At 50.4% G+C, this 24866-nt stretch carries 22 protein-coding genes; 5 read left to right on the forward strand and 17 right to left on the reverse strand.

The genetic code is table 11. The features are described from left to right. Positions 1 to 71: 71 nt before the first annotated feature. The 4 genes from MCJ35_RS22510 to MCJ35_RS22525 all read right to left on the reverse strand — a co-directional run bounded on the left by MCJ35_RS22510 (position 72) and on the right by MCJ35_RS22525 (position 4420). A complete protein-coding gene (locus MCJ35_RS22510) occupies positions 72 to 1010 on the reverse strand; it encodes a transketolase family protein (RefSeq protein WP_025485165.1) in 939 nt (312 codons plus the stop codon). Continuing rightward, positions 1003 to 1836 (reverse strand): transketolase, encoded by an 834-nt coding sequence (locus MCJ35_RS22515; protein ID WP_025485164.1) that lies wholly within the window; start codon positions 1834 to 1836, stop codon positions 1003 to 1005. The genes MCJ35_RS22510 and MCJ35_RS22515 overlap by 8 nt, the downstream gene beginning before the upstream one ends. 61 nt (positions 1837 to 1897) lie before the next feature. Continuing rightward, on the reverse strand, positions 1898 to 3298 hold the full coding sequence (locus MCJ35_RS22520) for an L-fucose/L-arabinose isomerase family protein (protein WP_008720437.1): 1401 nt from the start codon (positions 3296 to 3298) through the stop codon (positions 1898 to 1900). A 108-nt stretch (positions 3299 to 3406) separates the two neighbouring features. Next, complete coding sequence (locus MCJ35_RS22525) at positions 3407 to 4420, reverse strand: LacI family DNA-binding transcriptional regulator (RefSeq protein WP_025485162.1); 1014 nt, start codon at positions 4418 to 4420, stop codon at positions 3407 to 3409. Between the two features lie 534 nt (positions 4421 to 4954). Here MCJ35_RS22525 and MCJ35_RS32605 point away from each other — a divergent pair. Together MCJ35_RS32605 and MCJ35_RS22530 are read left to right on the forward strand one after the other, a co-directional pair. Next, complete coding sequence (locus MCJ35_RS32605) at positions 4955 to 5041, forward strand: DUF6783 domain-containing protein (RefSeq protein WP_488473321.1); 87 nt, start codon at positions 4955 to 4957, stop codon at positions 5039 to 5041. 187 nt (positions 5042 to 5228) lie between these two features. Next, positions 5229 to 6053 (forward strand): HNH endonuclease, encoded by an 825-nt coding sequence (locus tag MCJ35_RS22530; RefSeq protein WP_025485160.1) that lies wholly within the window; start codon positions 5229 to 5231, stop codon positions 6051 to 6053. Positions 6054 to 6633: 580 nt separating this feature from the next. Here the strand turns inward: MCJ35_RS22530 and MCJ35_RS22535 are convergent. The 4 genes from MCJ35_RS22535 to rsmA all read right to left on the reverse strand — a co-directional run bounded on the left by MCJ35_RS22535 (position 6634) and on the right by rsmA (position 10987). Then, positions 6634 to 7650 (reverse strand): LacI family DNA-binding transcriptional regulator, encoded by a 1017-nt coding sequence (locus MCJ35_RS22535; RefSeq protein WP_008720444.1) that lies wholly within the window; start codon positions 7648 to 7650, stop codon positions 6634 to 6636. A 43-nt stretch (positions 7651 to 7693) separates the two neighbouring features. Further along, positions 7694 to 8092: a zinc ribbon domain-containing protein gene (locus MCJ35_RS22540; RefSeq protein WP_008720445.1), complete on the reverse strand. Its 399-nt coding sequence runs from the start codon at positions 8090 to 8092 to the stop codon at positions 7694 to 7696. A 181-nt stretch (positions 8093 to 8273) separates the two neighbouring features. Beyond that, complete coding sequence (locus MCJ35_RS22545) at positions 8274 to 10055, reverse strand: oleate hydratase (RefSeq protein ID WP_025485158.1); 1782 nt, start codon at positions 10053 to 10055, stop codon at positions 8274 to 8276. 62 nt (positions 10056 to 10117) lie between these two features. After that, positions 10118 to 10987 (reverse strand): 16S rRNA (adenine(1518)-N(6)/adenine(1519)-N(6))-dimethyltransferase RsmA, encoded by an 870-nt coding sequence (rsmA, locus tag MCJ35_RS22550; RefSeq protein WP_025485157.1) that lies wholly within the window; start codon positions 10985 to 10987, stop codon positions 10118 to 10120. A gap of 376 nt (positions 10988 to 11363) precedes the next feature. Between rsmA and MCJ35_RS22555 the strand changes: the two genes are divergently transcribed. Then, entirely contained in the window at positions 11364 to 12005 is a 642-nt protein-coding gene (locus MCJ35_RS22555) for a DUF5067 domain-containing protein (protein ID WP_025485155.1), read from the forward strand. Between the two features lie 98 nt (positions 12006 to 12103). On the opposite strand, the gene MCJ35_RS22560 is transcribed toward MCJ35_RS22555, so the two are convergent. The 3 genes from MCJ35_RS22560 to metG all read right to left on the reverse strand — a co-directional run bounded on the left by MCJ35_RS22560 (position 12104) and on the right by metG (position 15965). Next, positions 12104 to 12871 (reverse strand): TatD family hydrolase, encoded by a 768-nt coding sequence (locus MCJ35_RS22560; protein WP_025485153.1) that lies wholly within the window; start codon positions 12869 to 12871, stop codon positions 12104 to 12106. A 42-nt stretch (positions 12872 to 12913) separates the two neighbouring features. Further along, positions 12914 to 13702, reverse strand: a complete 789-nt coding sequence (locus tag MCJ35_RS22565; RefSeq protein WP_025485152.1) for a TraX family protein — start codon at positions 13700 to 13702, stop codon at positions 12914 to 12916. Positions 13703 to 13940: 238 nt separating this feature from the next. After that, positions 13941 to 15965, reverse strand: a complete 2025-nt coding sequence (gene metG / locus MCJ35_RS22570) for a methionine--tRNA ligase (RefSeq protein ID WP_025485149.1) — start codon at positions 15963 to 15965, stop codon at positions 13941 to 13943. A gap of 198 nt (positions 15966 to 16163) precedes the next feature. Here metG and MCJ35_RS22575 point away from each other — a divergent pair, with 198 nt between their 5' ends. Further along, the gene (locus MCJ35_RS22575) at positions 16164 to 18011 is read left to right on the forward strand and encodes a DUF885 domain-containing protein (RefSeq protein ID WP_025485148.1); all 1848 of its coding nucleotides are present in this window, start codon (positions 16164 to 16166) and stop codon (positions 18009 to 18011) included. Between the two features lie 98 nt (positions 18012 to 18109). On the opposite strand, the gene MCJ35_RS22580 is transcribed toward MCJ35_RS22575, so the two are convergent. Genes MCJ35_RS22580 through MCJ35_RS22595 form a run of 4 tightly spaced genes read right to left on the reverse strand, consistent with a single transcriptional unit; the run spans position 18110 to position 22094 of the window. Next, on the reverse strand, positions 18110 to 19024 hold the full coding sequence (locus MCJ35_RS22580) for an alpha/beta hydrolase (RefSeq protein WP_120058415.1): 915 nt from the start codon (positions 19022 to 19024) through the stop codon (positions 18110 to 18112). Positions 19025 to 19040: 16 nt separating this feature from the next. After that, a complete protein-coding gene (locus tag MCJ35_RS22585) occupies positions 19041 to 20531 on the reverse strand; it encodes a tripartite tricarboxylate transporter permease (protein ID WP_120058416.1) in 1491 nt (496 codons plus the stop codon). Between the two features lie 11 nt (positions 20532 to 20542). Beyond that, positions 20543 to 21010: a tripartite tricarboxylate transporter TctB family protein gene (locus tag MCJ35_RS22590; protein ID WP_025485144.1), complete on the reverse strand. Its 468-nt coding sequence runs from the start codon at positions 21008 to 21010 to the stop codon at positions 20543 to 20545. Between the two features lie 25 nt (positions 21011 to 21035). Continuing rightward, positions 21036 to 22094 carry a Bug family tripartite tricarboxylate transporter substrate binding protein gene (locus MCJ35_RS22595; RefSeq protein WP_008720479.1) on the reverse strand — a complete coding sequence of 353 codons (1059 nt, stop codon included), beginning with the start codon at positions 22092 to 22094 and terminating at the stop codon, positions 21036 to 21038. 146 nt (positions 22095 to 22240) lie between these two features. Here MCJ35_RS22595 and MCJ35_RS22600 point away from each other — a divergent pair, with 146 nt between their 5' ends. After that, positions 22241 to 23164, forward strand: coding sequence for a LysR family transcriptional regulator (locus MCJ35_RS22600; RefSeq protein ID WP_008720481.1), 924 nt, complete (start codon positions 22241 to 22243; stop codon positions 23162 to 23164). Positions 23165 to 23251: 87 nt separating this feature from the next. Here the strand turns inward: MCJ35_RS22600 and MCJ35_RS22605 are convergent, their stop codons facing one another. Next, a complete protein-coding gene (locus tag MCJ35_RS22605) occupies positions 23252 to 24160 on the reverse strand; it encodes a cell division protein FtsX (protein WP_025485143.1) in 909 nt (302 codons plus the stop codon). Further along, the gene (gene ftsE / locus MCJ35_RS22610; RefSeq protein ID WP_051400646.1) at positions 24150 to 24836 is read right to left on the reverse strand and encodes a cell division ATP-binding protein FtsE; all 687 of its coding nucleotides are present in this window, start codon (positions 24834 to 24836) and stop codon (positions 24150 to 24152) included. The genes MCJ35_RS22605 and ftsE overlap by 11 nt, the downstream gene beginning before the upstream one ends. Between the last annotated feature and the right edge of the window lie 30 nt (positions 24837 to 24866).

Genomic DNA, 24866 nt, shown 5'->3' on the forward strand with positions numbered 1-24866 from the left:
ATTCTGGCACATCCCCGGCCATTCCGGCACATTCCCGGCCATCCTGGCACATCCCCGGCCATTCCGGCCTCCTATCCTCGTCCCAGGGCTTTTTCAGCCATCCCTGCAATCCCTTCTGCATTCAGTCCATAATAAGCAAACACTTCCCCGGATGTCCCGGTAATGACCGGCGCGTCCGGAAGGGACATGTTAATCACTTTCCTCGGGCATTCCCTTGCAACCACCTGGCTTACCATGGAACCCAGGCCGCCGTAGGGCGCGTGCTCCTCCACAGTGATGACTGCCTTGGCCCCGGACGCGGCCCGGATTACCGTTTCCTCATCCAAGGGCTTCACACAGTACATATCCACCACGGAGGCGCTGATTCCCTTTTCCTTCAGTATCCCTGCCGCATCCCTGGCAGGCTTTACCATCTCGCCGCAGGCAATGATTGCCACGTCACTTCCCTGGGTAATCACGGTTGCCTTATCCATGGCAAAGGGAACATTTCCCTCCTCATACACATCTTCTACCGGGTTGCGTCCCACCCGGATGTAAGCCGGCTTTTCATCCTTTAACAGCGCCTCCATGAGGCATCTTGTCTGGAACCGGTCGCTGGGCAGATACACCCTCATATTGGGAACCGATGCAAATGCAGCGATGTCCTGTGCGGAATGGTGGCTCATGCCCAGGGCGCCGTAGCTGACCCCGCCGCTGATCCCGATTAATTTCACATTGGTATTGGAGTAGGCCACATCCACCTTGGCCTGTTCAAAGCTTCTGGTGGAAATGAAGCTGGCCGGCGAGGCCGCATACGGTTTCTTGCCGCATTTGGCCATGCCCGCGGAAATGCTTACCAGGTTCTGCTCCGCAATCCCGACCTCCACGAACTGTTCAGGAAAGGCGGATGCAAATGGAGCCAGGGACGCGGATCCCCTGGAATCGCTGCATAACACAACCACATCCCTGTCCTCTTTTGCGTGTTCCATAAGTACCTCACAGATGACCTGACGGTTTGCGATCTTATTCATGAAGCGCTTCCTCCCTTCTCCTGTTAAGCTCCGCTGCGATGGCTTCATACTCTTCCCCAGTGGGGACCTTGTGATGCCACGGGGCCTTGTCCTCCATGGTGGCGCCTCCGCCAAAGCCTTTTACTGTGTTGGCAATGACCGCGGTGGGACAGCCCTTTGTATTCCTGGCCTCCTCAAAGGCCCTGTCAAGTTCATCCATATCGTTGCCGTTTACCTGTATCACATGCCAGCCAAAGCTTTTAATCCTGTCCTCAAGATTCTCATGGTGCATCACATCCTCGGTGCTGCCCGATATCTGGAGCCGGTTCCTGTCAATGACCGCGCACAGGTTATCCAGTTTATAATGACCTCCCGCCATGAAGCCTTCCCAGACCGAACCTTCCGCCAGCTCTCCGTCCCCCATGACCACATACATGCGGTTCTTCCTGCCGTCCATCCTGCAGGCCAGGGCCATGCCGATGCTCACCGGAAGCCCATGTCCAAGGGAGCCGGAATTCATTTCAATTCCAGGAAGCTTATTGTTGGGATGTCCGATGAATTTGGAACCGAAGGTGGAAAACTCATCAATCACCTTTTCTGTTGGGAAAAATCCCTTTGCGGCCAGCACCGCATAGTAGCTTTCCACTGAATGCCCCTTGCTCAGCACAAACATGTCCCGGTCCGGGTCATCCATATTGTCAGGCCCTATATCCATCTGCTTAAAATACAGGTTTACCAGTATATCCATCACACTGAAATCCCCGCCGATATGTCCTGTCCTGGCTTTCATGATCATGTCCAGCACATTGCGGCGCAGTTCAAATGACTTGACTTTCAAATCGTTCATAATTTCCTCCTCATTACAGACACTTGGCACAGTCCTATCTATAAAAACGCTCCCGGCCGGATCATTCCCCTCTCAGGTATGCTTTCACGTCTTCCTCAATGGGGTCATACAGGTCAGGTTTGATACCGATATATTTGCATGCCTCATATAACACAGGGACCACGTCCTTATGGATTCCCACACAGTGGTGGATATAGGGTCCGGTCACTATCTTCTCTTCTAGGCGTTTGATATTCTCCACCTCAACCCACAGATAGGTTCCCATTCCCTTTGGTCCGTCCACTCCCTTTGCATTGCCAAGGAGCAGCGAGTACTCGCCATTATCCCCGTCAAAGCGGCACAGGGTCACGTTGCCGTGTTTTGCCTCCGCCGTAATGCTGCCCGGATGGTCAAATGCCAGCGGATAGGTGATGGACGGCCTCTCCTTTGCAACCGAGATGGGCCATGGGCCGCAGTGCTGGAGCAGTTCGCCGTTTTCAATATCAGGATGGCGGATGGTCCAGTCCGCGAAGAACCCTCTTGTCTCACCCATGCCTGCCGCCTCCACCATAAGGGCGGTGATGGCGCCGTGGATATCCGTCTCACAGACAACCGGGATTCCCTCCTCGTTCATCAGCGCATTGGCAGCACACGGCATGATGCCAAGCTCACACTGCAGCTGGTTCCAGCACTGGATGGCGGCTGCCTGGCAGCCGTACTTTTCCACAAGCCCCTTCATGGCAACCTTGAGGGCCGCCACATTTTCCAGCTCATCGTCCTTTATCCTGATGTCCATGTGTTCCCGGCAGTACTGAATCACGTCCGCGACCTCCCTGCCTTCCTCCTTGGCGGCCTTCACCGCATCGGTCAGCTCCGGCATGGGAATGGGGGACAGCTGGATGTTGAACTTCTCAAGAAGCTCCCCTTCGTTGCACATGGTGGTCCAGAAGTCAAAGGGACGGGTGGAAATCTGAAGGATGCGCATGTTACGGAACTTCTTCACCACATTGCACACCGCCATGAAATCCCTTACCCCCCGTTCGAATACCGGGTCATCCAGCCTGCAGTTGGTCATATATGTAAATGGGACCCGGAACCGCCTGAGCACCTTGCCTGTGGCGAACAGCCCGCACTGCGTATCCCTTAAACGGACCCCGTTTTCGTCCGGTCTTTCATCCAAAGGCCCCCATAAAAGCACCGGGACCCCCAGTTCCTTGGCAAGCCTTGCACATTCATACTCCGTGCCGAAGTTGCAGTGGGGCAGGAACAGCCCGTCGATTTTCTCCTGTTTGAACTTCTCCGCAATCTTCTTCATGTCCTCGTCATTGTAGAGAAGGCCCTCTTCATTTATATCCGTGATATCCACATAATCAATCCCCAGCTCCGTCAGCCGGTCAGCCGTAAGCCCTCTGTACTTAATTGCATCCGGCGCACTGAAAATGCTTCTTCTGGTTGGTGCAAATCCAAGTTTAATCTTATCCATCTTTTTCTCCTCCATTGGTTTTATATATCAGCTGCTGCGCATTGCAGCGCCAAACTGCATGTTGTCCGATTTATTTATATCTCCAGCCCATTTATATCTCCGGCCTATTTACATCCCCGGCCTATTTACATCCCTAACGCTGTCCCGCTCCACAAACCGGGTGCTGACCAGTGTCTGGGTTTTGGTATCCATCCCCTCTTCCACAATATCCAAAAGCCTCCTGACCGCCATCTGGCCCAATTCCTGCTTGGGAACCCTCAGGCTTGTGAGCCTGGGCGATACGATATCGCAGAAAGGCAGGTCGTCAAATCCGATTAACGATACGTCCTCAGGAATCCTTATACTGCATTCCTGAAGGGCTTTCATGCATCCAAGGGCAATCATGTCGTTATCCGCAAAGTAGGCGTCCGGAAGCCGCGGTTCCTTCTTCAGATATGCCAGCATGTCCCGGTATGCGCCGTCCATGGTGGTGCTCAATGTCACCGTATATCCGGGGTCATAGGGAATCCCCTGTTCCGCCAGGGCCGCCCTGTATCCCGCTTCCCTGAGTCTGAATGCCTTAATCTCAAAATCCCCTTTCAGATGTCCCAGGCGCCTGTGTCCCTTTTCAACCAGATAATTCACAGCAGTCCTGGCTGACTCCGTATTATTGGTAATGATTCCGCTGTACGGCAGGTCCTCGCTCCAGTAATCCAACGTCACCATCCTGCACCTGGCCCCGGAAAAATAATGCAGGTCCTCATCCATAAGCTCGGCTCCCATCAGGGCCACCAGGGAGTCCCTGTCCTCCAGGAGGATATCAAGCTGGTCCTTAAAATCAGCCGCCCTCCTGTCCAGATAATTGATGACCATGTCATACCCCCTGCGGCGGCATTCGCTCTGGAACCCATCCATCATCATGGTAAAGAAGGGGGTGTCGTCCGTAATCAGGCCATTGGTACGGTACATGACAAAATGAATCTTCCTCTGCTGGACCACCGGCAGATATCCCATCTCGCTGGCTGTCTTAAAGATTTCCTCTGCCGTCCTGGGGTTTACCCCCTTTTTCCTGTTCAGGGCATTGGATATGGTTGCCGCTGAAAAACCTGTTGCCTCGCTGATCCGCCTGATTGTTGTTTTCATATATTCAAGTCCCTTTGTTTTTTGCCTGTCCAATCGTATAAACATTATTATAAACATTTTAAATGATTTTGCAATATTTTTTACAAGATTCCATGTTTCTTTGTATGTTTTAGATGATTTAATTGGTTATTTTTTATGCAATATAACTATATTTTAATCGTATTTTTGCCACCTTGTCTGTATTTCATGTAAACGTTCATATAAACGTATATGTAAAATTTTATATGAATAATTTATTTCTTAACACTTTATCCGGTATGCGCTGCTTTTTCATTCCTCCTCTTTATGGGTACATGATAAAGGATTCCTGATACAATAAAAAACAGGCACAATAAAAAATGGTATTTTAATCTCTGCCATTGAAACGTATTAACCTTCGAAAGCCTTTATAAATGCTGACATCTTCTTCCATTAGCATACTTATAACAACAATGATTTTTGCCACTTTGGTGCCCAAATGGTGCCTGGATTTCTTATAGCAACATAAAACGATATGGACAGATATAAGAAAAACCATAATATGCTAAAGCGTGTTTGAAAATTGCTTTCCGTCAGCTGTGCGTTCCACTTTGTGGGAGATTTGGTCCCGATGATGGAGGCGTAGCGGGCTACGCTGACTGAATCGGGGCCAAATATACCGCGAAGCGGGACGTGCAGACGGCAGGCGAAGCCCGTTCATCCCGACCGTCGGCAAGGGCAGCCGGCTCTGCTATTTCGTACAAATGTGGAGAAATGATAGAGAAATCCATATATGGGCGCTATAATATAAACATACGAAGCGACAAACAAGAAGTTCATGGGGGGTATTATGGTACAATGGATTATTCCTTGTAATATAAGTTTATATGATGTGATAGGCGCATTTAAAAAGTTAAGATGTATTGAATGGAAACAATCAAACCATTCCATATCAGTTGAGGACGAGGTGTTTATTTATGTCGGTAAACCAGTATCGTCTATTTTGTATAAATGTAAAGTTAATAGAGCAAATTTTAGTAATACTGAAATTGACGATTCTGAGTTTGTTTTAGACGGTGAAACATATCAAAACTACGGGAATTATATGGAACTTGAACTGATAGAAGAATATGAACCATCACGGTTTCATGTTGATGTTTTGACAGCGAATGGTATGAGAGGAAGAATTCAGGGACCAAGAAGGGTAAACGAGTTAGAAACATTTTTAAATCAAGAGCAAGAGGATTGGGTTGAATCGGTAGATAATATTATTTCAGAAAGTTTACTCGAAGGAAAAGAAAAAGAGACTATCATAAAGGCAAGAGTTAACCAAAGTGTTTATAGAGAAAGGCTACTACAGAAACATAAAAAGTGTTGTTTGTGTGGTGTATCAGAGAGCAGAGTACTTATTGCCAGCCATATTAAACCATGGTGTCAATGCAATCCAAAAGAAAAAGTAGACGGATATAATGGACTTCTACTATGTCCAAATCATGATAAAGTTTTTGATATTGGATTGATAACTTTTAATGACAATGGAAATATAATGATTTCGCATAAATTAAGTTACAATGATAGAATTTCTTTAAACTTGAGAGACGATATGAAAATTACACTTCCTGAAAAAAGTGCAAAATACATAGAATATCATAGAAAGCATATATTTCTTAAATAGCAAAAGAACATAAATTTCCTCTTTGGTGTGGGTTTGGGATATTTCTAACAAGCAAAAATCCCTCTTTCTGCCGCAGTCGGAAACGAGTGGTTTTTACGGAAAGGGGTGCCCATTTCTTATGCTTGTTACGCATTTAAAGAACATTTTTGAGTGAAAAGGTATAAATGCATAACATCACGGCGTATGACAAAGGCCTTCTAATTGTCTTTGTTGGTGTGATAACACCGCCCTGTGCTTATCATTTTTGACTTGTTTATGGCGCTAAAATAATGCTCAGATTTGCAAGGATAGCAGGATACATCAAGGTGTTTTTAGCCTTTAACCCGAAAAGAACATGATAGGCATGAGAATAGCCCCGGTATGAGACGGGTCCAGTCTCACGCTGGGGCTGTCATACAAAACGGCGGACTCCGCAAAGTCCCATTCTGTCAGGGGATTTCAGGATGGGATATTCCGGTTGAAGGCCCCTTCCTGCACCGTACCTGTAACCTGCCATAAAAAGCTTTCTGGGATTGCTGCGGAAACCTTTACCGCCTTATGACGGCTAGGTTGGCTGCACGGGCAATCACATATCATTGAATCATATCACGGTCTGGGCCAGCCTCTTCACGGTCTGCCGCTCAATGAATTTCGTACATACCTCCGTCTTGGTCACAACCACCTCTCCCGGATTCTGGATCATATCTATCAGCCTCCTGACAGCCAGCCGCCCCATCTCCTTATTTGGCACCCTGAGCGTGGTCAGGGGCGGATAGGAAATCTCGCTGAAGGGCAGGTCATCAAACCCGATGATGGACACGTCGTCCGGGACCTTATACCCCCGTTCCTGCATGGCTTTCATAGCCCCCAGGGCAATCATGTCATTGTCCGCAAAAAACGCGGTTGGAAGCCCTGGCTTCTTATCCAGATAGGCAAGCATGTCCTGATACGCCCCGTTTAGCGTGGTGGACAAGGTGATGATATAATGATTCCTTACCTCCAGCTTATACTTGCGCATGGCGGACTGGTACCCCTGCCCCCTTACCTTGAATCCATTGATGCGGTAAGCCCCCCTGATATAGCCGATTTCCCGGTGTCCCTGTTCAATCAGATACTCCACCGCCTTTTTGGCTGAGTCAAAGTTATTAATCAGGACACCGCTGAAATCCATGCTGTCCTGCCAGTAATCCAGGATGACCACAGGGCTTCTGGCATAGCGGAACGGATTCAGTTCCCCTCCCATCATCTCAGTGCCCAGGATGACCGAGGCAGACTCGCTGTCCTGAACCAGGTTCTTTACCTGGTGTTCATAATCAGAATCCCTCTCGTCCAGGTTGCACAGCACCATCTCATAACCGCATTGGCGGCACTCCTGCTCAAAACCGCTGATCAGGGTAGGGAAAAAGGGGGTGTCGTCAATGATGGAACCATTTTTCTTAAATGTCACCAATTTAATTTTGGAAATGGAATTCTCGTTAATATATCCCACTTCCTTTGCCACCCTGAATACCTCTGCCGCTGTCTTGGCATTGACGCCCTTTTTATGGTTCAGGGCATTGGACACCGTGGCTGGTGAGAACCCCGTCAATTCACTTATGTATCTGATACTGGCTTTCATACCTGTTTCCTCTCACACATTCATTCTATGCTGCCCGGAACCCCTACAGCCTGCCGCCGCACTTTGGACAGTACTCAAAATCCTCCTCTGTCTCATACCCGCAGCGCACGCATTTCTTCCATACCTTGTAGGCTCCGTTTTCATAGGTGCTTCTCCTGTTCCCTTCCTGAACCAGGGTCAGGTCCGACTGGGTGATGTCCACCTGCTGTCCCCGGGCCAGGGCCTTGCCCTTTTCCGGATTCAGTTCATAGACGGCTTCGCAGCAGGACATTTTCACATAAAACTTCTTATTCCACTTAAACAGCGGTATGAAGAAAAAGCTGAAATACATATAGGTCATCATGACCTGGTACCGGCCGTACGCCCCGCACCTGTCGCAGATGACCGTCTTTACATAATTAAGGATTTTCTGTCCCTGGCTGATTCCTCCTATGAATATCATTGCTGTCCATTCTCCCCTCAACGCAGTCTTCAGGCAAGTTTCCGGCGCATCCGGTCCCAATCTGCCCGTAAACGCCTGAAACAGGACAGAGCCTTGTTTTTCCCCGGCCCTGTCCGCTGTGTCATTACCGGTCTCCCGCTGCCCACAGGCACCATGAAAGGCCGGTAATCCATCTATTAAATTATAAATACGCCTTCTTAAGGGCCTTTAACAGGATCTTAGGCTGCCTGTTGTACGGTGTGACCGGGCATATGGTCTTCTTCACATCCAGAAGCCCGTACACTGCCAGCCTTGCCGCACGCACGGAATACTCCTCCGTAAATACCATGTCATCCGGTATCTCCACAAACTGGCTGACCATGGCGAAGTTGGTGGAGCCGGCCGGGATTACCTGGGGCCTGTCGCTGTATTTGCGCGGCTCGAACTGGGCATCCACGTAAGGCATATAGCATGGAATCACGTTGATAACGGTCTTCATCAGCTCTGCAATCCGGTCCTCCGGGATATGCAGGTGGTGCAGGTATTCATTCAGAAGCTCCTGACCCGTGCATTCCTTCATGGGCTTCTTCACATAGTCGCCCACTGCGTCCGTATACAGTCCATATCCCCAGAAAATGGTGGTATCCATGGGCTGGTTCACAAAGTGGGGCTGGGCAGCAACCACGCTGCTCATGAGCCAGCTGGAATCCTTGAATGTCATCAGGGCGCCGCTGCCCGGAACATTGCCGGTAAAGTTCTCAATGGTCTTTAAGATATCGTCGCCCCTGCAGGTTACGGTAAAGCTGAGCCAGTTCGTCTCCTGGGGCTTTGTAAAGAAGGGTTCCGGATTCCCCAGTCCCGGCTTCTTGGCCGCAATCTTGGCCCACAGCTCCCCGCTGATCGGCTTCTGCACGGGAACCGGCGCCGGTGTATGGAAATCACCCAGGGTAGCGCTGTCGGTCATACATGCATTGGTCATGATACAGATATCATTCTTCTCTAACTGGACGGTTTCAAATACATAGGAATCCTTCACAGCTTCCCCATTCTCGCCTGTGTCGTCCGTGTCCTCCACCCTGCGCTTCAGGTAAAGGGTCCTGGCCGTAATCCCATGTCCGTCCTCAAAATCAATATCCGTAACCTCACAGTTCTCCATGAAGCTGACCCCGGCCTTCCTCAGATAGGACTCCAGGGGACGGATGACACTGTCATACTGGTTCAGCGGGGTCCTGGTCACGCCTTCCAGTGTCTCAATCCGGCTGAACTCAAATATCATGCGGTTCATATAACGGCGGAATTCATAAAGGCTGCTCCACTTCTGGAAGGCAAACGTGGTCTGCCACATATACCAGAAGTTTGTCTCAAACATATGGGGCGTTTCCTTGAACCAGTCCTGGATGGTCAGGTTGTCCAGTTTCTTCTCATCTGTCATGAGAAGCTTCAGCAGCGCCATGCGGTCTGCCTGGTTAAAGCCCATGGACTTCACATCCAGGATATTGCCATCCTTGTCCACCAGCCTGGCTTTTGCGCAGGTAGGATGGGCATGGTCAAAGTCCAGGATTTCCTCTGTCACGCTGCGTCCGGGCTGGCGCAGGGACGGGATGGAGCCAAACAGCTCCCAGAAGTTCTCATATGTCTCTTCGTTGAGCATACGGCCGCCGCGGCACACGAATCCCTTTTCCGGCGTACCGATGCCGTCATTGCTTCCACCCAGGATATGCATTCCTTCATAGATGGTAATCTGCTTGCCGGGGAACTTGCAGTCCCTTACAAGATATGCGGCAGCTGCCATGGAGGCCAGTCCTCCGCCAACCAGGTACGCCTTCCTGTCACCGTATTCACGGTTATTCATCACCGCTTCCTCGATGGCGGATATCCTTGCGTCTTCCTGTTCCTTCCTGCTGTCGCGCATCTTCTTAACCGCCACACCAGCAGCCGCTCCCACAGCCGCTGCTGCAAGGGCTTTCTTCATGTTCTTGTTCATTGCTATCCCTTCCTTTCTGCTTATATATAGATTCTCAGATATCCAAGAATAATATTCCTGTTTTATGCATTTTCTGTAAAATAATTGGACAGCCTGGCAAACTGCTCCAGCGTCAGCGCCTCACCCCGGACGGACGGCGATACCTGAAGGCTCTCTATGGCTTCTACAATCTGCTCCTTGGTGTACGGTATGTCCGGCGAATTGTTAAGGCCGTTCTGCAGCGTCTTCCTCCGCTGGTTAAAGGAAGCCCTTACCAGCTTGAACATCAGCTTCGGGTCCTCCACCTTAACAGGCGGTTCCTTGTATCTTGTGAGGCGGATGACGGCCGAACCCACATTAGGACGGGGGATAAAACAGTTAGGCGGCACATTGGCAACAATGTATGGCTCGGCATAATACTGCACGGCCAGGGACAATGCCCCATAATCCTTGGAACCCGGCCCCACCTGCATCCGGTCCGCCACCTCCTTCTGCACCATGACCGTTACATTGTCAATGGGCACGTCACCCTCAAACAGCCCCATGATGATAGGGGTGGTGATATAATAAGGCAGGTTGGCCACCACCTTGATTGGCCTTCCTCCATTATACTCATCCACCAGTTTATTGATATCCAGCTTCAGTATGTCGTTGTTGATTACGGTTACGTTGTCGTATCCCTTTAAAGTCTCGTCCAGGATAGGCAGGAGGTTGGTGTCAATCTCCACCGCCACCACGCGGCCCGCGTGTTCCGCCAGGTACTGGGTCATGGTCCCGATTCCAGGCCCGATTTCCAGCACACAGTCCTCTTTTGTGATTCCCGCGGCGCTTATGATCTTGTCCAGTACGTGGGTGTCTATGAGAAAATTCTGACCGAATTTCTTCTGGAATGCAAATTGATATTTCTGTATGATTTCAATGGTATGTTTCGGGTTGCCCAATTTATTTTCCATATGGAATTTACCTACTTTTTATCTTTTAAAATTATGGTATCCTATTGAGGGTTAAAAGTCAATACAAAACGCGGGTACTGTGTCATCCTGGATATGCTCCTTATTCCTTAATTGCATGGCGGGGGAATTGTTTTCGTGATATACTGTGGTGATTTTTATGTCAACTTGTCCGCCTTGCCCTGAGCTTTGTCTGCACCTGCCATGGTTTGACTTTTCTTATCTTTAGCGGTAAAATATTTCCATAAGCAGAGCCGCCCCATGGGGAAGGGTGGTAAGGCCATGGATTTTGCCGGCTACTTTACGGAAATGATTTATGATTAGACAGCCTATGGCCTTTTAATACAATGGCATAGCCAAAATTAAGGAGGGTTTACTTATGAGAAAGACAAAATTATTCATCGCCACATTTGCAATGTCCATGCTGCTGAGCAGCACTGCCCTGGCCGGAACCTGGCAGGCCCAGGATAATGGGCAATGGAAGTATCAGAATGATGATGGCAGCTTTGCAACCGGGTGGATTGAAGATGGTGGTAAAAGCTACTATCTGGATGCCGGTGGCATAATGCTCGCCAACACCACAACGCCGGATGGTTATTATGTGGGAGCAGACGGCGCATGGATTGCCGGTCAGGAGGCCCCCAAATTCGACTTTTCAATCGCTACCTGTTCCATAAAGTACACCGGTCATAAAGTGTTTTCCTTTGATTACGATGGGTATCCCTGCGTTGCGCTTTACTATGATTACACCAATAAGGATGCAGAGCCTACTGGCGCATATTTAGCAGATTATTATATCACGGTATTCCAAAACGGCATTGAATGTGATTCCGCATTCTTGTCTTACGATGAAAGGGAAGACGCCTTTGACAACTACACAAAGAAGGTCACAAACGGTACAACAATCAATGTTGCTCAAGCTTACAGGATTTCAGATATGAGTGATATTACGATACAGATAAAGGAAATGTGGAATTGGAGTAATCCACGGGTCGATACCGTCACCTTAAGTTTAAGATAGGCTGCAGATTTGAATTAGTCTTTGATTAAAATAGTAAACAGTGCCCCTGCCCTCTCATTCAGGAATCGCAGGGGCACTTCTCCATGAACATGATATACCTAGCTCAGCCCATACAGCCTCAATGCATTCTCCCATGTCACCCGGATCACAGTCTCCCTGTCCACGCCCTTAAGCGCACTGACCGCATCCACCACATAAGGCAGGTTCAGGGATGAATTGCGCTTGCCCCGGTTGGGCACTGGCGCCAGGTACGGACAGTCAGTCTCAAGCACCAGGGACTCAAGGGGCGCATACTCCACCACTTCCTTAAGCTTTTTAGCATTGTTAAAGGTGGACACGCCTCCAATCCCCAGGAAGAACCCCATATCCAGGTACTCCCTTGCAATCTCCCTTCCATAGGAAAAGCAGTGGATCACACCGCCCATGTCACCGGCTTTCTCCGCTTTCATGATATCCAGTGTATCCTTGGCAGCGTCCCTGCTGTGGATGATTACAGGAAGCTTCACCCTCCTTGCCAGGTCCAGCTGGCGCACGAACCACTGCTTCTGTATGGAGTGCTCCGGCTCCTCCCAGTAATAATCCAGTCCAATCTCGCCCACGGCCCTGACCTTTTCATGGGAGCACTGGAACTCCATCCACTTAAGGCCTGCCTCGTCAAGTCCTGCCGTCTCGCTGGGATGGACTCCCAGGGCAGCGTACATCCAGTCATAATGTCCGGCCAGCAGCAAGGTGGTCCTGCAGCTTTCCAGGCTGGCAGCCACATTCATCACCGCTCCGATACCGCCGGCCTTAAGGCTCCCCAAAAGCGCCTCCCGGTCCTCTTCAAATGCCTCATCATCATAATGGGCATGTGTGTCAAAAATCATATATCCCAAGCTCCTTTAATCCTCTGTCCTGTACCGTGTATTCTAAGCCTTCAGCACATACCGGCCAATCCCATATAACACCAGCAGGTGTACCGGATAAAACACATAGAACAGGTACTTTAACTGAAACGCCCCACGTCTGCCATTATACAGCACAACCGGCACAAATGCCAGTGCGGAAACACAATAATAGCTGACGCTCTCCAGGGCGCAAAGCACGACCCCCACTGCCAGCTGGGCAATATCGTTATGGCGGAACCAGTACATGGCAGTAATCAAAAGCACCCCGATTACATTATAGTCCGCCTGGCACACCCAGGACAGCGCGCATCCGGCCGCAAGGGCCGCCAGCTGAATCCCCAGGTTCCTTGTATATTCCATGACCATGATGACCATGATTCCGATAAACAACGTAAACAGCATGTTCTGGTAATAAGGATAAAACACCTTGTGGTATACAGCCAGATCAAAGGGCACCTCTGAAATCACGGCACAAAGCAGCATGCGGAGCGCATACCTTCCCCGCTCCCTGGTCCGGACAAATTCCTCCGCCACCAGGAACGCAAAAATCGGAAATGCCAGCCGGCCCATATAACGGCAGGCCTGCCCTGCAATCATCCATATATGCCCGGACCGGGTTGCAATCACGGCCTGGTACAGGGTCCGGTCAGCGGCGTGGAGTATGCCTCCCTGTATAAGCACTGCCCCCACATTATCAATCAAAATAGCCACTATGCCCAGGACCTTCAGCTGGTTGCCCGTAAGTCCGCGGCGCCGGTTTCCATATGATCTGCTTGTGTACAGCCTGTAGCTGCCAGTTCCTGTGTCCATTCCTGTTCCTCATCAATCCTGTGTTTATCATGCCCCTGGTCTTTCGTGTCTTTCTATCATACTGCAAAATGGGAAAAAATGCAAGTTTCTCCCACTTTTGGTCTTTTTTTCCACCGAAAATGCAGCTATTCTCCCATTTATTACCTATTTTATCCCGATTCCGCTTCAAATCCGTTTCAAAAAGCAAAAAGAGCAGGACATTTAAAATGTCCCGCTCCCACAGTTGTCCATATTCTATTTAACAGATTTCAGCTCCGGCCGGCATATCCTTCTCCGGCTTCATCAGCGCCAGGTTGCCCTCTGCGTCCTCGGCGCACAGGATCATTCCCTCTGACAGCATGCCTGCCAGCTTTGCAGGCTTTAGGTTGGTCACTACCATGACCTTCTTGCCCACCATCTCTTCCGGTGAATAGAAAGCCTTGATACCGCTCAGGATCTGGCGTGTCTGGCTTCCGATTCTTACCTGGGAGCAAAGCAGTTTCTTGGACTTTGGAACCGCCTCGCACTGAATGATTTCCCCTACCTGGAACTGAAGCTTTGCAAAATCATCATAGGTTATCTCCGGCTTGGCCTCAATGTCAATGACATCCTCCCCGGCTGCGCTGCTGCCGTCTGCCCCGGCGCCCGCGCCCTCTGTCCCGGCATCCGCGCCCTTTGCTCCGGCGCCGTCCGCTGCCTGGGCAGCATGCATGGCTTCCACCTTTTCCAGCACTTCCTTCATATCCATACGGGCAAAGAGGATCTCCGGCTTGTCCGTCACCTTGTTGCCGGACGGATACAGTCCGAAGGCATCCATCTGGGACAGTTCCCTCTTAACCGTGTTAAGCTGGGCCAGGATCTTCCCGGCTGTCTCAGGCATGAAGGAATACAGAAGGGATGCGCCGATGGTAATGGATTCCGTCAGGTTGTAAAGCACTGTGGACAGTCTGTCCTTCTGGGCCTCATCCTTGGCAAGGGTCCACGGCGTTGTCTCGTCAATATACTTGTTGCATCTTCTGAAAATGTTGAAAATCTCTGTCATGGCATCTGCCACCCGCAGCTGTTCCATCTTGGCGTCCGCCTTCTTAACTTCCTCCAGGACCACCTTCTTAAGGTCTTCATCCACCTCTCCGGCAGCGCCCTTATCAGCGATTACACCGTCAAAATACTTGTTGCTCATGGAAATGGTGCGGTTCACAAGGTTACCCAGGATGTTGGCCAGGTCAGAGTTCATACGCTCCACCATCAGCTCCCAGGAAATCACCCCGTCATTGTCAAACGGCATCTCATGAAGCACAAAATAGCGAACCGCGTCAACGCCAAAGAAGTCCACCAGGGTATCTGCGTAAAGCACATTGCCCTTGGATTTGCTCATTTTGCCATCGCCCTGAAGCAGCCACGGATGTCCGAACACCTGCTTTGGAAGGGGCACATCCAGCGCCATCAGGAAGATAGGCCAGTAGATGGTATGGAAACGGATGATATCCTTACCAATCAGATGCAGGTCGGCAGGCCAGTACTTCTTAAACTGGTCCGTGCTGCTGCCGTCGCAGTCGTAGCCGATACCCGTGATATAGTTGGTAAGCGCATCCAGCCATACATAGGTCACATGCTTTGGATCAAAGTCAACCGGGATTCCCCAGCTGAAGGTGGTCCTGGACACGCACAGGTCCTGAAGGCCCGGAAGCAGGAAGTTATTCATCATCTCGTTCTTCCTGGAAACCGGCTGGATGAACTCAGGATGCTGGTTAATATGTTCAATCAGTCTGGGGGCATACTTGCTCATGCGGAAGAAATAAGCTTCCTCCTTGGCCGGCTTCACCTCGCGCCCGCAGTCAGGGCACTTGCCGTCCACCAGCTGCGACTCCGTGAAAAAGGACTCGCACGGAGTGCAGTAAAGGCCCTCGTAGTAGCCCTTATAGATGTCCCCCTGGTCATAAAGCTTCTTGAAAATCTTCTGCACCTGGGCCTCATGGTCCGCATCCGTGGTACGGATGAATTTATCATAAGAAGTGTTCATCAGGTCCCAGATCCTCCTGATTTCAGCAGCAGCCTTGTCCACGAATTCCTTCGGGGTCACTCCTGCGGCCTGAGCCTTCTCCTCAATCTTCTGACCATGCTCGTCTGTGCCGGTCTGGAAGAATACGTCATATCCCTGTTCCCTTTTATATCTGGCAATGCTGTCAGCCAGAACAATCTCATAAGTATTGCCGATGTGGGGCTTCCCGGAGGCATAGGCAATGGCTGTGGTAATATAATATGGTTTTTTACAATCCTGACACATAATCATTTCCCTCTTTTTCTGTAATAGTTTTAAGTATAAGCTTTTCCCACTTATCCGTCAAGACGTGAGCCCCGTTTTTCCCTTTAATACAGGCATTCTTTGACACATAAGTTGATATTTCCCCACATATACTATATAATGGTCCGAGTGCCACAGGCCAACTAAACGCATGCAGCTTGACGGAGGAATGATTGTAGAATGAAACAGTTAAAGAACATATATTTCCAATTTATCTTATCCCTGATCCTGGTCATCACACTGGTAACCGGGTGTGTGGCCCCGACACCAGGGACCGGCAAGGACACCCCTGTCCAGGAAGGAACGGCGGCGGAAAGTACGGCTTCCTATGAAAAGTATGAGAAGACCGCGCTGGAAACCCAGGAACATTTTGACCAGATGATGAACGACCTGTTCCTGGACGAAGTGGATAATTCCCTGATTACCCTGCACTACACCCTGGCCAATCCGGCCGCCTTCGGCATCACTGATTATGATAAAACCCTGGGGACCGTTTCCCTGGAGGATACCAAACAGGCTCTGAATAATGCAAAATCCCTGAAAGTACAACTAAATGACATTGACAGCCGTTACCTGCGGGAGGACCAGCTGCTTACATATACCATCCTGTCCTCTTACCTGAACACCTCGCTGGACAGCGAAGGCATGGCGCTGTATGACCAGCCCCTGTCCTCTTCCCTTGGCATCCAGTCCCAGCTTCCCATCCTTCTGTCCGAATATGTTTTCTATACCAGGCAGGATGTGGAGGATTACCTGTCCCTGCTGTCCTCCATCGATACTTATTACGGAAGTATCGTGGAATATGAAAAGCAGAAATCAGATGCCGGGCTTGGACTGTGCGACACTGCCATTGACCGGATCATCCAGTCCTGCAACGCATATCTCCTGGACGCGGACCACAGCTTCATGGCAGAGACATTTTCCCAGAGGCTCAACCAGGTGGAGGGGCTTACCGACCAGGAAAAGGAAGATTATAATGCCAGGAACCACGCTGCCATCAATGAGCATTTTGTCCCTGCTTACCAGAAGCTCATAGAAGGCCTGACCCCGCTAAAGGGCACAGGAGCCAATGACAAAGGACTGTACTATTTCCCTGAGGGCCAGAAGTATTACCAGTACCTGGTGAACGCATACACAGGCACCTCCTACCAGGATATCCCATCACTGAAAAAAGCCATGAGCAGCCAGATGATGGATGACCTGACAGCCATGGATGAACTGCTTACCGAGAATCCCCTTCTGGCAAAAAAGCTGTACTCCTATTCATTTTCCCTGACAGACCCCAATGAAATCCTGGAAAACCTGCGCACGCAGTGCGCCAGGGACTTCCCTTCCATTGGAGACTATGTCTGCAACATCAAGGATGTACCTGCCGCCCTGGAGTCCACCCTAAGCCCTGCGTTCTATCTGGTCGTGCCCATTGACCGGCCCCAGGACAATTCCATCTACATCAACAACGGAAGCACCAATACTGCCAGGAACCTGTACACCACCCTGGCCCATGAGGGCTATCCCGGCCACATGTACCAGACCCTTTACTTTAACCGCAACAACGACTGCAACATAAGGAAGCTTCTCAGCTTCGGCAGTTATTCGGAAGGATGGGCCACCTATGTGGAATACTATGCCTACACCCTCGACAATGGGCTGGACCCGGAGCTTGGGGAACTGCTCCGCCACAACGCGGCATTTACCCTGGCCCTCTATGCCATCCTGGACGTGAACATCCATTATGAAGGCTGGGACTTAAAGCAGGTGGAGGATTACCTGAACCTATACTTCCGCATCAGCGATTCCTCTGTCATCAGCACCATCTACTATGACATTGCAGAGAATCCGGCCAACTACCTGGAGTATTATGTGGGCTACCTGGAAATCATCAACATGCAGGGCGAGGCTAAGAAGACCCTTGGCAGCCGTTACACGGACATGGAATTCAACCGTTTCCTGCTGGATATCGGCCCTGCGCCCTTCAGCGTGATCAAACCTTATTTTAATGAGTGGCTGGTCCGGCAGAACCAGCAGTAAGGAAAGGGATTTCGGAAGAACCGACAATAATAACGGGGTTTTAGATGGCGCCAGCTGATAATCAGCGGTAATACCATCCAAAACCCCGTTTCCCATCCTTACAGATACGCCCTTAAGAACTCCTTGACGATTTTCATGACTTCAGGTGTCCATGTGCGGTTTCCATGTCCCCCTCCCTTAACCTTATACAATTCAACAGAATGGCCGTTTTCCTTCAGTAGGTTGTAGAATTTCACGCTTTGGCTGAAAGGGACTTTTGCATCCTCATCCCCATGGACCAGAAGAAATGGCGGAAGCTGTTTTTCGCTGTTAACATACCCTGCCAGATTTGCGCGCCGTACTTCATTTTCATGTTCACAAAGAGGTCCGCCAAACAGCTTCTCAATGGGATCTCCTTCAAAATATTCTATGAGTTCCGGCGTCATGGTCTCGCTCATGCTTTCAAACTCAAACACACCATAAAAATCAACACAGCATTTTACAGCGGAGGACTGTTCAGCGTACTCTGGCATGTCAAACTCCTCCACACCTTCTGACAGTGCGGACAATGCCACCGTATGCCCGCCAGAGGAATCCCCCCACAGCGCAATACGCGCCGTGTCTATCTGATACTCCTCTGCATGGGCCCTCAGAAACCGGATTGCTGTCTTTAGATCCTGCACCTGGGCCGGGAACAGACCGCCCTCATCGCTGTAACGGTATTCCACGGAAGCCACCACATATCCTTCATGGACAAACTCAGCCAGTTGGGGAATGGGTTTAAAATATTCCTGTTTGCGGAATCCCGACCCCTGCACATAAACAATCAGCGGATACTTTTTCTGTGGTTCATTAGACACCAGCTTCATTAGCTGAAGGTGCAGCGGCCTCTCCCTCTCCACATACACAATATCAGGAATCAGGGTTGCGCGGAAGCTGTCCGTCCTGTCCCCATAGACAACCTTCATCCCATCTGTTGTCATGGGGGAAAAGTTCTCCCTGTCCATATCATAAGTCACTTGTTTTAAATTCATGTTTTTACACCCTTTTCTAATTATCTTTTTTACTTCCCTTAGCCACAACGGAAACCAGGGGCATCAAAACGCTGACAATTGCAATTAACAGAAACACACATGAAACCGGCCGTGTAAAGAATACAAAGGGATTGCCCTTTGCCATCATCATGGAGCGGCGCAGATTCGTCTCCAGCTCACCGCCCAGGATGAACGCCAGCATCATAGGCCCCATGGGAAGCCCTGCCATCTGCATGAACAGCGCGAAAACCGCACATGCCAGCATCAGCCCGCAGTTAAACAGCGCGTTCGTATCGCTGAACGCCCCTACAAAGCAGATGATTCCGATGGTTCCGAATAAATAGTGGTAAGGTATGGTTAAAAGCCTTGGGAAAAGACGCATCCCGAAAAGCTGAAGCACAAGCGTAATCACCGCTGCCAGCAGGACTGCGCCAAAAATCACATATACCAGTTCAGGCTCTTTTGTCATCAAAAGCGGGCCTGGTTCTATGCCATGTATCATAAGGCCGCTGAGCATGATGGCAGTCACCGTGTCACCTGGGATTCCCAGGGCTATCAGCGGTATGATGGCCCCGCCAATGGCTGCATTGTTCGACACCTCAGATGCAAATACGCCGTCCACACAGCCTTTTCCAAATTCCTCCGGATGCCTGGACGCACTTTTGGCCTGGGAATATGCAATCATATTGGATATTCCTGCCCCCATACCCGGAAGAAAACCAATCCATAATCCAATGAAGAATGACCTTATGATATTAACGGCATTGTCCTTTAACTCTTTCAGTGTGACACCAATGCCTTTAATATTGGCCTTTCCAACCTCAGGCAGGTTCTGCTGGTCCATGGCATAGTTAATCATTACCTGGTACACGGCAAATGTCCCCAGCATCAGAGCCACCATATTAATGCCGCCGCTGATGCTGCTGACGCCAAAGGTAAAACGGGCGGTTGCATCAAAGGGCGCATATCCCACAGAGGATAGGAGCAGGCCGATGAAGGCAGCCGCAAGTCCCTTAAACATATTCCCTTTGGAAAGGGATACCACAAGGGTGATTGCCATGGTGCATAACCCGAAGTACTCCCAGGGGCCCAGATTCACGGCGGCCCTGGCAATCAGCGGGCAGAAAAACACAGCTATGACCGTACTTAAAAATGTTCCCAGGAAGGAACCAAGAACCCCTGCCCCCAATGCCTTGGTGGTCTGTCCTTTCTGACTGAGGGGATACGCATCAAAACAAGTGGCAATGGAAGACGGCGTCCCCGGTATCCCAACCAGGGTAGCTGCAATAAACCCGCCTGACATTCCTCCTACATAGATACTCATCAAGGTAGTAATACCAAGCTTAGCCGTCATTTTAAAGGTAACAGGCAGCAGAAGGGTAATGGCCATATTAGAGGTAAGCCCCGGTACTGCGCCAAATACAATTCCCAGGACAACGCTTCCCAGCATGATTGCAAAGCTGGCTGGTTCCAGAAGCGTGCTCAGGGTCAGTGAAAGATATTCCATGGTTTACCCCCTTAAAAGAACAATCCCCTTGGCAGGACAATGGACAGCAGTTTTACAAACACCAGGTACAGGGCCCCTGTAAGGATCAGGGCATAGGCTGCTGCCCCTGCCAGATTTATCTTTTTTTCCTTTTTTAATATGTAAATCAACACAAAGGCTGCTAATGGCGTGGAAATGATAAAGCCCAGATACTTTAATCCCAGCAGATACCCAATCAGGACCAGGAATAAGAATACAAATTTCCCCCACTGCTTTTTTCCCATAACCAGCATCTTGGTGTCCGGCACCCTGGAAAGGATGATTCCGGCCCCACATACCATCAGCCCAACGGCAGCTATATAGAGGAACAGTTTCGGGCCGGGATCTCCTGCCGACAGGCGCATCTTAACCTGCATTGCCTTTGTGGCCAGGGCTGTCACTGCCCCAATCATCATCAATACGCCTCCCACTGCCCGGTCTCTTGCCATCTGATTATTCATTCATATCCCCCTTATCCCCTGTCAGTCATTGGAAACCCAGATTTTTGGCATTCTCCTGCATTTTCGCATCAAAATCCTTTATATACCGGGCTGATTCCTCTACATCCAGGCCCTTCATGGTATTCTTCATGGCCGCAAACTGACCTACGACTTCCGGATCCTCCATTGCTTCCTGGAAAGCTTTATTTATCTCCTGCACAAGGCCATCATCCATGCCCGCAGGTCCCAACAAAAGCGTGTCAAATCCAAACATCGTGCTGCCAAGTCCTTCTTCTGTGACGCTGGGTATATCAGGATAAATCGGATCCCGTTCCCCGTTTCCCGTCACACAGCCCAGCACCCTGATTTCCTTTGTTTCCAGGTACTGCTCCGCTGCACCCGTGGATACAAATGTGAAGTCCACGTTTCCGCCCAGAAGCGATATCAGCCGTTCCGCATTCCCCCCGGCATCCACCATGCTTAACGCAGCGCCCATATCAGACTCCATCATGCCTCCCAGCATATGGAGGGCCTGGCCGCTGGTCATTCCATATGTAACCTTTCCAGGATTGGCCTTTACGTCATCAATGATATCCTGGACCGACTGATATTTCGAATCTGCCTTAACCGTCAGCCACATGCTTCCCGTGCTTGTGTCAACTGCCAGGGGCGTGAAATTATCCGGCAGGGTCTTATCATATACTCCTGTATGCGTCTGCACCACCATCGAATTAAGGAAATACAAAAGCGTGCTTCCATCCTTATCTGCGTTTCTTACTGTCTCATATGCCACTACCCCATTGCCGTCTGTCTGGTTTACCACCACAAAACTTTTCCCCAGCTTTTCCTCCAGCACAGGTGTGATGAAACGGATGTACAGATCTGCCTGGTTCCCGGCCTTGGTAGGTACATAGATAGTTACCGTATCCGCATCCCAGGCCTGCTGTCCGCTGCTGCTTTCTTCCTCCCCCTTGGCTGCCGTCGTACCAGAAGTCTGTCCCCCCGCCTGTCCCCCACTGCTTTCCTGCTTCGCCGCACCACATCCGCATAAAATACCTGCGGCCAGAAATACAGATGCCATTCCGTACAAAAATTGTTTTTTCATAAGTGCCTTCTCCTTTAACATTTGTGATTTTTGCCTATAAGCAATTGTTTTTTATCTATATAGTCAGTATAATGTCTATATGATAGTTTGGAAAGTATATTAAATTCTAATTTATTGTGAATTTTTTTCACATCAGGAGGTTTCCTATGGATTTTAAACAGCTTCACTATATAACTGCCATTGCAGAAGCCCAGAACATTACAAAGGCCGCAGAAAAGTTATTCATTTCGCGTTCCGCCCTTAATTACAGCCTTCTGAACCTGGAACAGGAAATAGGGCTTCCCCTGTTTAAGAGAATCAGCAATACCATGATTCCAACTGCCGCTGGAACTGTTTTCCTGGAACATGCCAGCAAAATCCTCCAGATTTCCAAAGAGTGCAGGAAAAACCTGGAGGATATGGTGGATTGCGCCCGCGGAACATTAAGCCTGGGAATTACCCCCGGATACGGGCAGGCTTTATTTTCAGTGGTGTTTCCCGAGTTTTACAAAGCCTTTCCCAAATATGACCTTGACCTGATAGAAGGAAATGTAAAAGATTTATACGGCTACCTTCTCAGCGGCCGGATTGACTTTGCCTGGAGCGGCTTCCACCGCGGGGAGGCCGGATTAGAGCACACAATCTTCCATAAAAGCGAAGTCCTGCTGGCTGTTCCTGAATCCAAGTGCAGGGAACGGACTTCCGGCAACTATATACAGACTGAACCGGCCGACCTGTCCCTTTACAGTTCTGAACGGTTCGTGCTCATGAACAACAGCAGCCTTATACGGGACATTGCTAATATCTGCTTTGAAAAAGCCGGATTCACCCCTCATATATTGTTCGAATGCAGTAAGATTGACATGACCCATGCCATTGCCCAGGAAGGGATTGCCCTGACCTTTGTCCCCAGGAACCTGTGCCTTCCCGACCGGGGTGTGGTATATTTCCCGGTTGAGCCGCGGGAACATTTCGGAATTGCCATATCCTTTAGGAAGGGTACATATCTAACTACTGCGGAGCAGCATTTTATTGACCTGCTCCACCGGCACTATAGGTCTGTCATGATGCCCGGCCCTCTGTTTGATTAAAAGCAGTCCGGCCATAATAGAAAAAGGAGCGCACGCGCTCCTTTTTCCCTGATCCACTTTTATTGCACCGGCCTTGGTAACCCACCCTTATTTCCGGTTCAGCTTTCCCATCACCGACGCCCCTCCCAGGACCCCGGTAACAAGTCCAAGGAACACCGACGCCCTTACAAGTCCCGGAAACACGGCTGCCTCACTGAGCAGTCCCACCTGTCCTGAATATATACCCAGTCCAGGGATTGCCAGCCCCGTCCCCCACCGGTAGCATGCCAGCAGCAGGACCAGGGGGATGCAGACGCCTGCCACCGCCATCACGATTCCCTCTGCCAGGAAGGGGATCTTAACAAATCCTTCCCTGGCGCCCATGAGCCGCATCACCCTGGTTTTCTCTTTCTGGGCCTCAATCCCAACAGCCAGGGTGTTATGGATGAGCAACACGGATATCACCACCAGCACCGCCGCGCTTCCGGCAATGAGCCGGGACGAGGTGGACTTAATCTGCTGCAGGGCCCTTATGGTATCCGCGGAATGGGTCACCTTCCTGACGCCGGAAAGCCCGGACACATAATCCACGAAATCCTCCTGCCGGTCCGCCCCGTCTATATACACCTGGTAACTGCCGCTGGCCGCCAGGGGATTATCATCCTCAAATATACCGTCCAGGACCTCCCCGTTCCCATAATAATCTTCCTTAAATCCGCTCCAGGCCTCCTCTGCCGACACATATACCGTCCGCAGCACCTCCGGCCTGTCCTGAATCAGCTTCCCCACCTCATCCACACGTTCAGGCAGCACGTCCTCGTCAAAGAACACGGATACGTACACGTCCCTCTCTGTCTTTTGGACCAGTGCGTCCACATTGGCCACCGCAAGATAAAAGATCCCGAACAGGAAAATGCAGGCCGACATGGTAATCACCGAAGCCGCCGAATACACCCTGTTATGCCAGAGGTTTTTCATCCCCAGCCTGCACAGGTACAGCAATGTCCTAACGCGCATATGCCAGTCCCTCCCTTGCAAGGTCCCGGGCCACCTTGCCGTAGCGCAGCACAATCTGGCGCTTGTGCATATATTTCACCAGTTCCTGGTTGTGGGTCACGGCCAGCACCGTGGTCCCCTGACGGTTCACCTTTTCCAGCAGCCGCATGATTTCCTCCGCGTTCTTCTGGTCCAGGTTGCCCGTGGGTTCATCCGCCAGCAGCAGTACGGGCTGGTTCACCACCGCCCTGGCAAGGGCTGTCCTCTGCCGCTCCCCGCCCGAGAGATGGGATGGGTAACAGCGTGCCTTCCCTTCCAGCCCCACCTGGCTTAACACCTCCATGACCCGGCGCTTCATCACCTTTTTATCAGCCTCAACCACCCTCTGGGCAAAGGCAACATTTTCATAAACCGTAAAGTCAGGGAACAGCCTGAAATCCTGGAACACCATCCCGATATAGCGGCGGTAACGGTATACCTGACGTTCCCGCAGACAGCTCAGGTCAATCCCATTGACCCTTATGTTTCCCTCAGACGGCTCCGTATCCTTTAAGATAAGCTCCAGCATCGTGGTCTTGCCTGCCCCGCTGTTGCCCGTCAGGAACACGAATTCTCCCTTATCCACCTGGAAGCTGACCTGGTCCAGGGCTTTTTCTCCCTTTCCGTATATCTTTGTCACCTTCTCAAAAACAATCATGCTGTTATCCACTGTATTCCCCTTTTTATC

This window comes from Enterocloster sp. OA13 (assembly GCF_022440595.1).
Lineage (GTDB): Bacteria > Bacillota > Clostridia > Lachnospirales > Lachnospiraceae > Enterocloster > Enterocloster hominis.

Excerpts from the sequence above, each read along its gene's own strand:
- MCJ35_RS22510 (WP_025485165.1), bottom strand. The coding sequence starts at position 1,010 with ATGAATAAGATCGCAAACCGTCAGGTCATCTGTGAGGTACTTATGGAA.
- MCJ35_RS22580 (WP_120058415.1), bottom strand. The coding sequence starts at position 19,024 with ATGAATTTAAAACAAGTGACTTATGATATGGACAGGGAGAACTTTTCC.
- metG (WP_025485149.1), bottom strand. The coding sequence starts at position 15,965 with ATGTGTCAGGATTGTAAAAAACCATATTATATTACCACAGCCATTGCC.
- MCJ35_RS22515 (WP_025485164.1), bottom strand. The coding sequence starts at position 1,836 with ATGAACGATTTGAAAGTCAAGTCATTTGAACTGCGCCGCAATGTGCTG.
- MCJ35_RS22565 (WP_025485152.1), bottom strand. The coding sequence starts at position 13,702 with ATGGACACAGGAACTGGCAGCTACAGGCTGTACACAAGCAGATCATAT.
- MCJ35_RS22590 (WP_025485144.1), bottom strand. The coding sequence starts at position 21,010 with ATGAATAATCAGATGGCAAGAGACCGGGCAGTGGGAGGCGTATTGATG.
- MCJ35_RS22530 (WP_025485160.1), top strand. The coding sequence starts at position 5,229 with ATGGTACAATGGATTATTCCTTGTAATATAAGTTTATATGATGTGATA.
- MCJ35_RS22600 (WP_008720481.1), top strand. The coding sequence starts at position 22,241 with ATGGATTTTAAACAGCTTCACTATATAACTGCCATTGCAGAAGCCCAG.
- MCJ35_RS22595 (WP_008720479.1), bottom strand. The coding sequence starts at position 22,094 with ATGAAAAAACAATTTTTGTACGGAATGGCATCTGTATTTCTGGCCGCA.
- MCJ35_RS22540 (WP_008720445.1), bottom strand. The coding sequence starts at position 8,092 with ATGATATTCATAGGAGGAATCAGCCAGGGACAGAAAATCCTTAATTAT.
- ftsE (WP_051400646.1), bottom strand. The coding sequence starts at position 24,836 with ATGATTGTTTTTGAGAAGGTGACAAAGATATACGGAAAGGGAGAAAAA.
- rsmA (WP_025485157.1), bottom strand. The coding sequence starts at position 10,987 with ATGGAAAATAAATTGGGCAACCCGAAACATACCATTGAAATCATACAG.
- MCJ35_RS22545 (WP_025485158.1), bottom strand. The coding sequence starts at position 10,055 with ATGAACAAGAACATGAAGAAAGCCCTTGCAGCAGCGGCTGTGGGAGCG.
- MCJ35_RS22585 (WP_120058416.1), bottom strand. The coding sequence starts at position 20,531 with ATGGAATATCTTTCACTGACCCTGAGCACGCTTCTGGAACCAGCCAGC.
- MCJ35_RS22575 (WP_025485148.1), top strand. The coding sequence starts at position 16,164 with ATGAAACAGTTAAAGAACATATATTTCCAATTTATCTTATCCCTGATC.
- MCJ35_RS22525 (WP_025485162.1), bottom strand. The coding sequence starts at position 4,420 with ATGAAAACAACAATCAGGCGGATCAGCGAGGCAACAGGTTTTTCAGCG.
- MCJ35_RS22520 (WP_008720437.1), bottom strand. The coding sequence starts at position 3,298 with ATGGATAAGATTAAACTTGGATTTGCACCAACCAGAAGAAGCATTTTC.
- MCJ35_RS22535 (WP_008720444.1), bottom strand. The coding sequence starts at position 7,650 with ATGAAAGCCAGTATCAGATACATAAGTGAATTGACGGGGTTCTCACCA.
- MCJ35_RS22560 (WP_025485153.1), bottom strand. The coding sequence starts at position 12,871 with ATGATTTTTGACACACATGCCCATTATGATGATGAGGCATTTGAAGAG.
- MCJ35_RS22555 (WP_025485155.1), top strand. The coding sequence starts at position 11,364 with ATGAGAAAGACAAAATTATTCATCGCCACATTTGCAATGTCCATGCTG.
- MCJ35_RS22605 (WP_025485143.1), bottom strand. The coding sequence starts at position 24,160 with ATGCGCGTTAGGACATTGCTGTACCTGTGCAGGCTGGGGATGAAAAAC.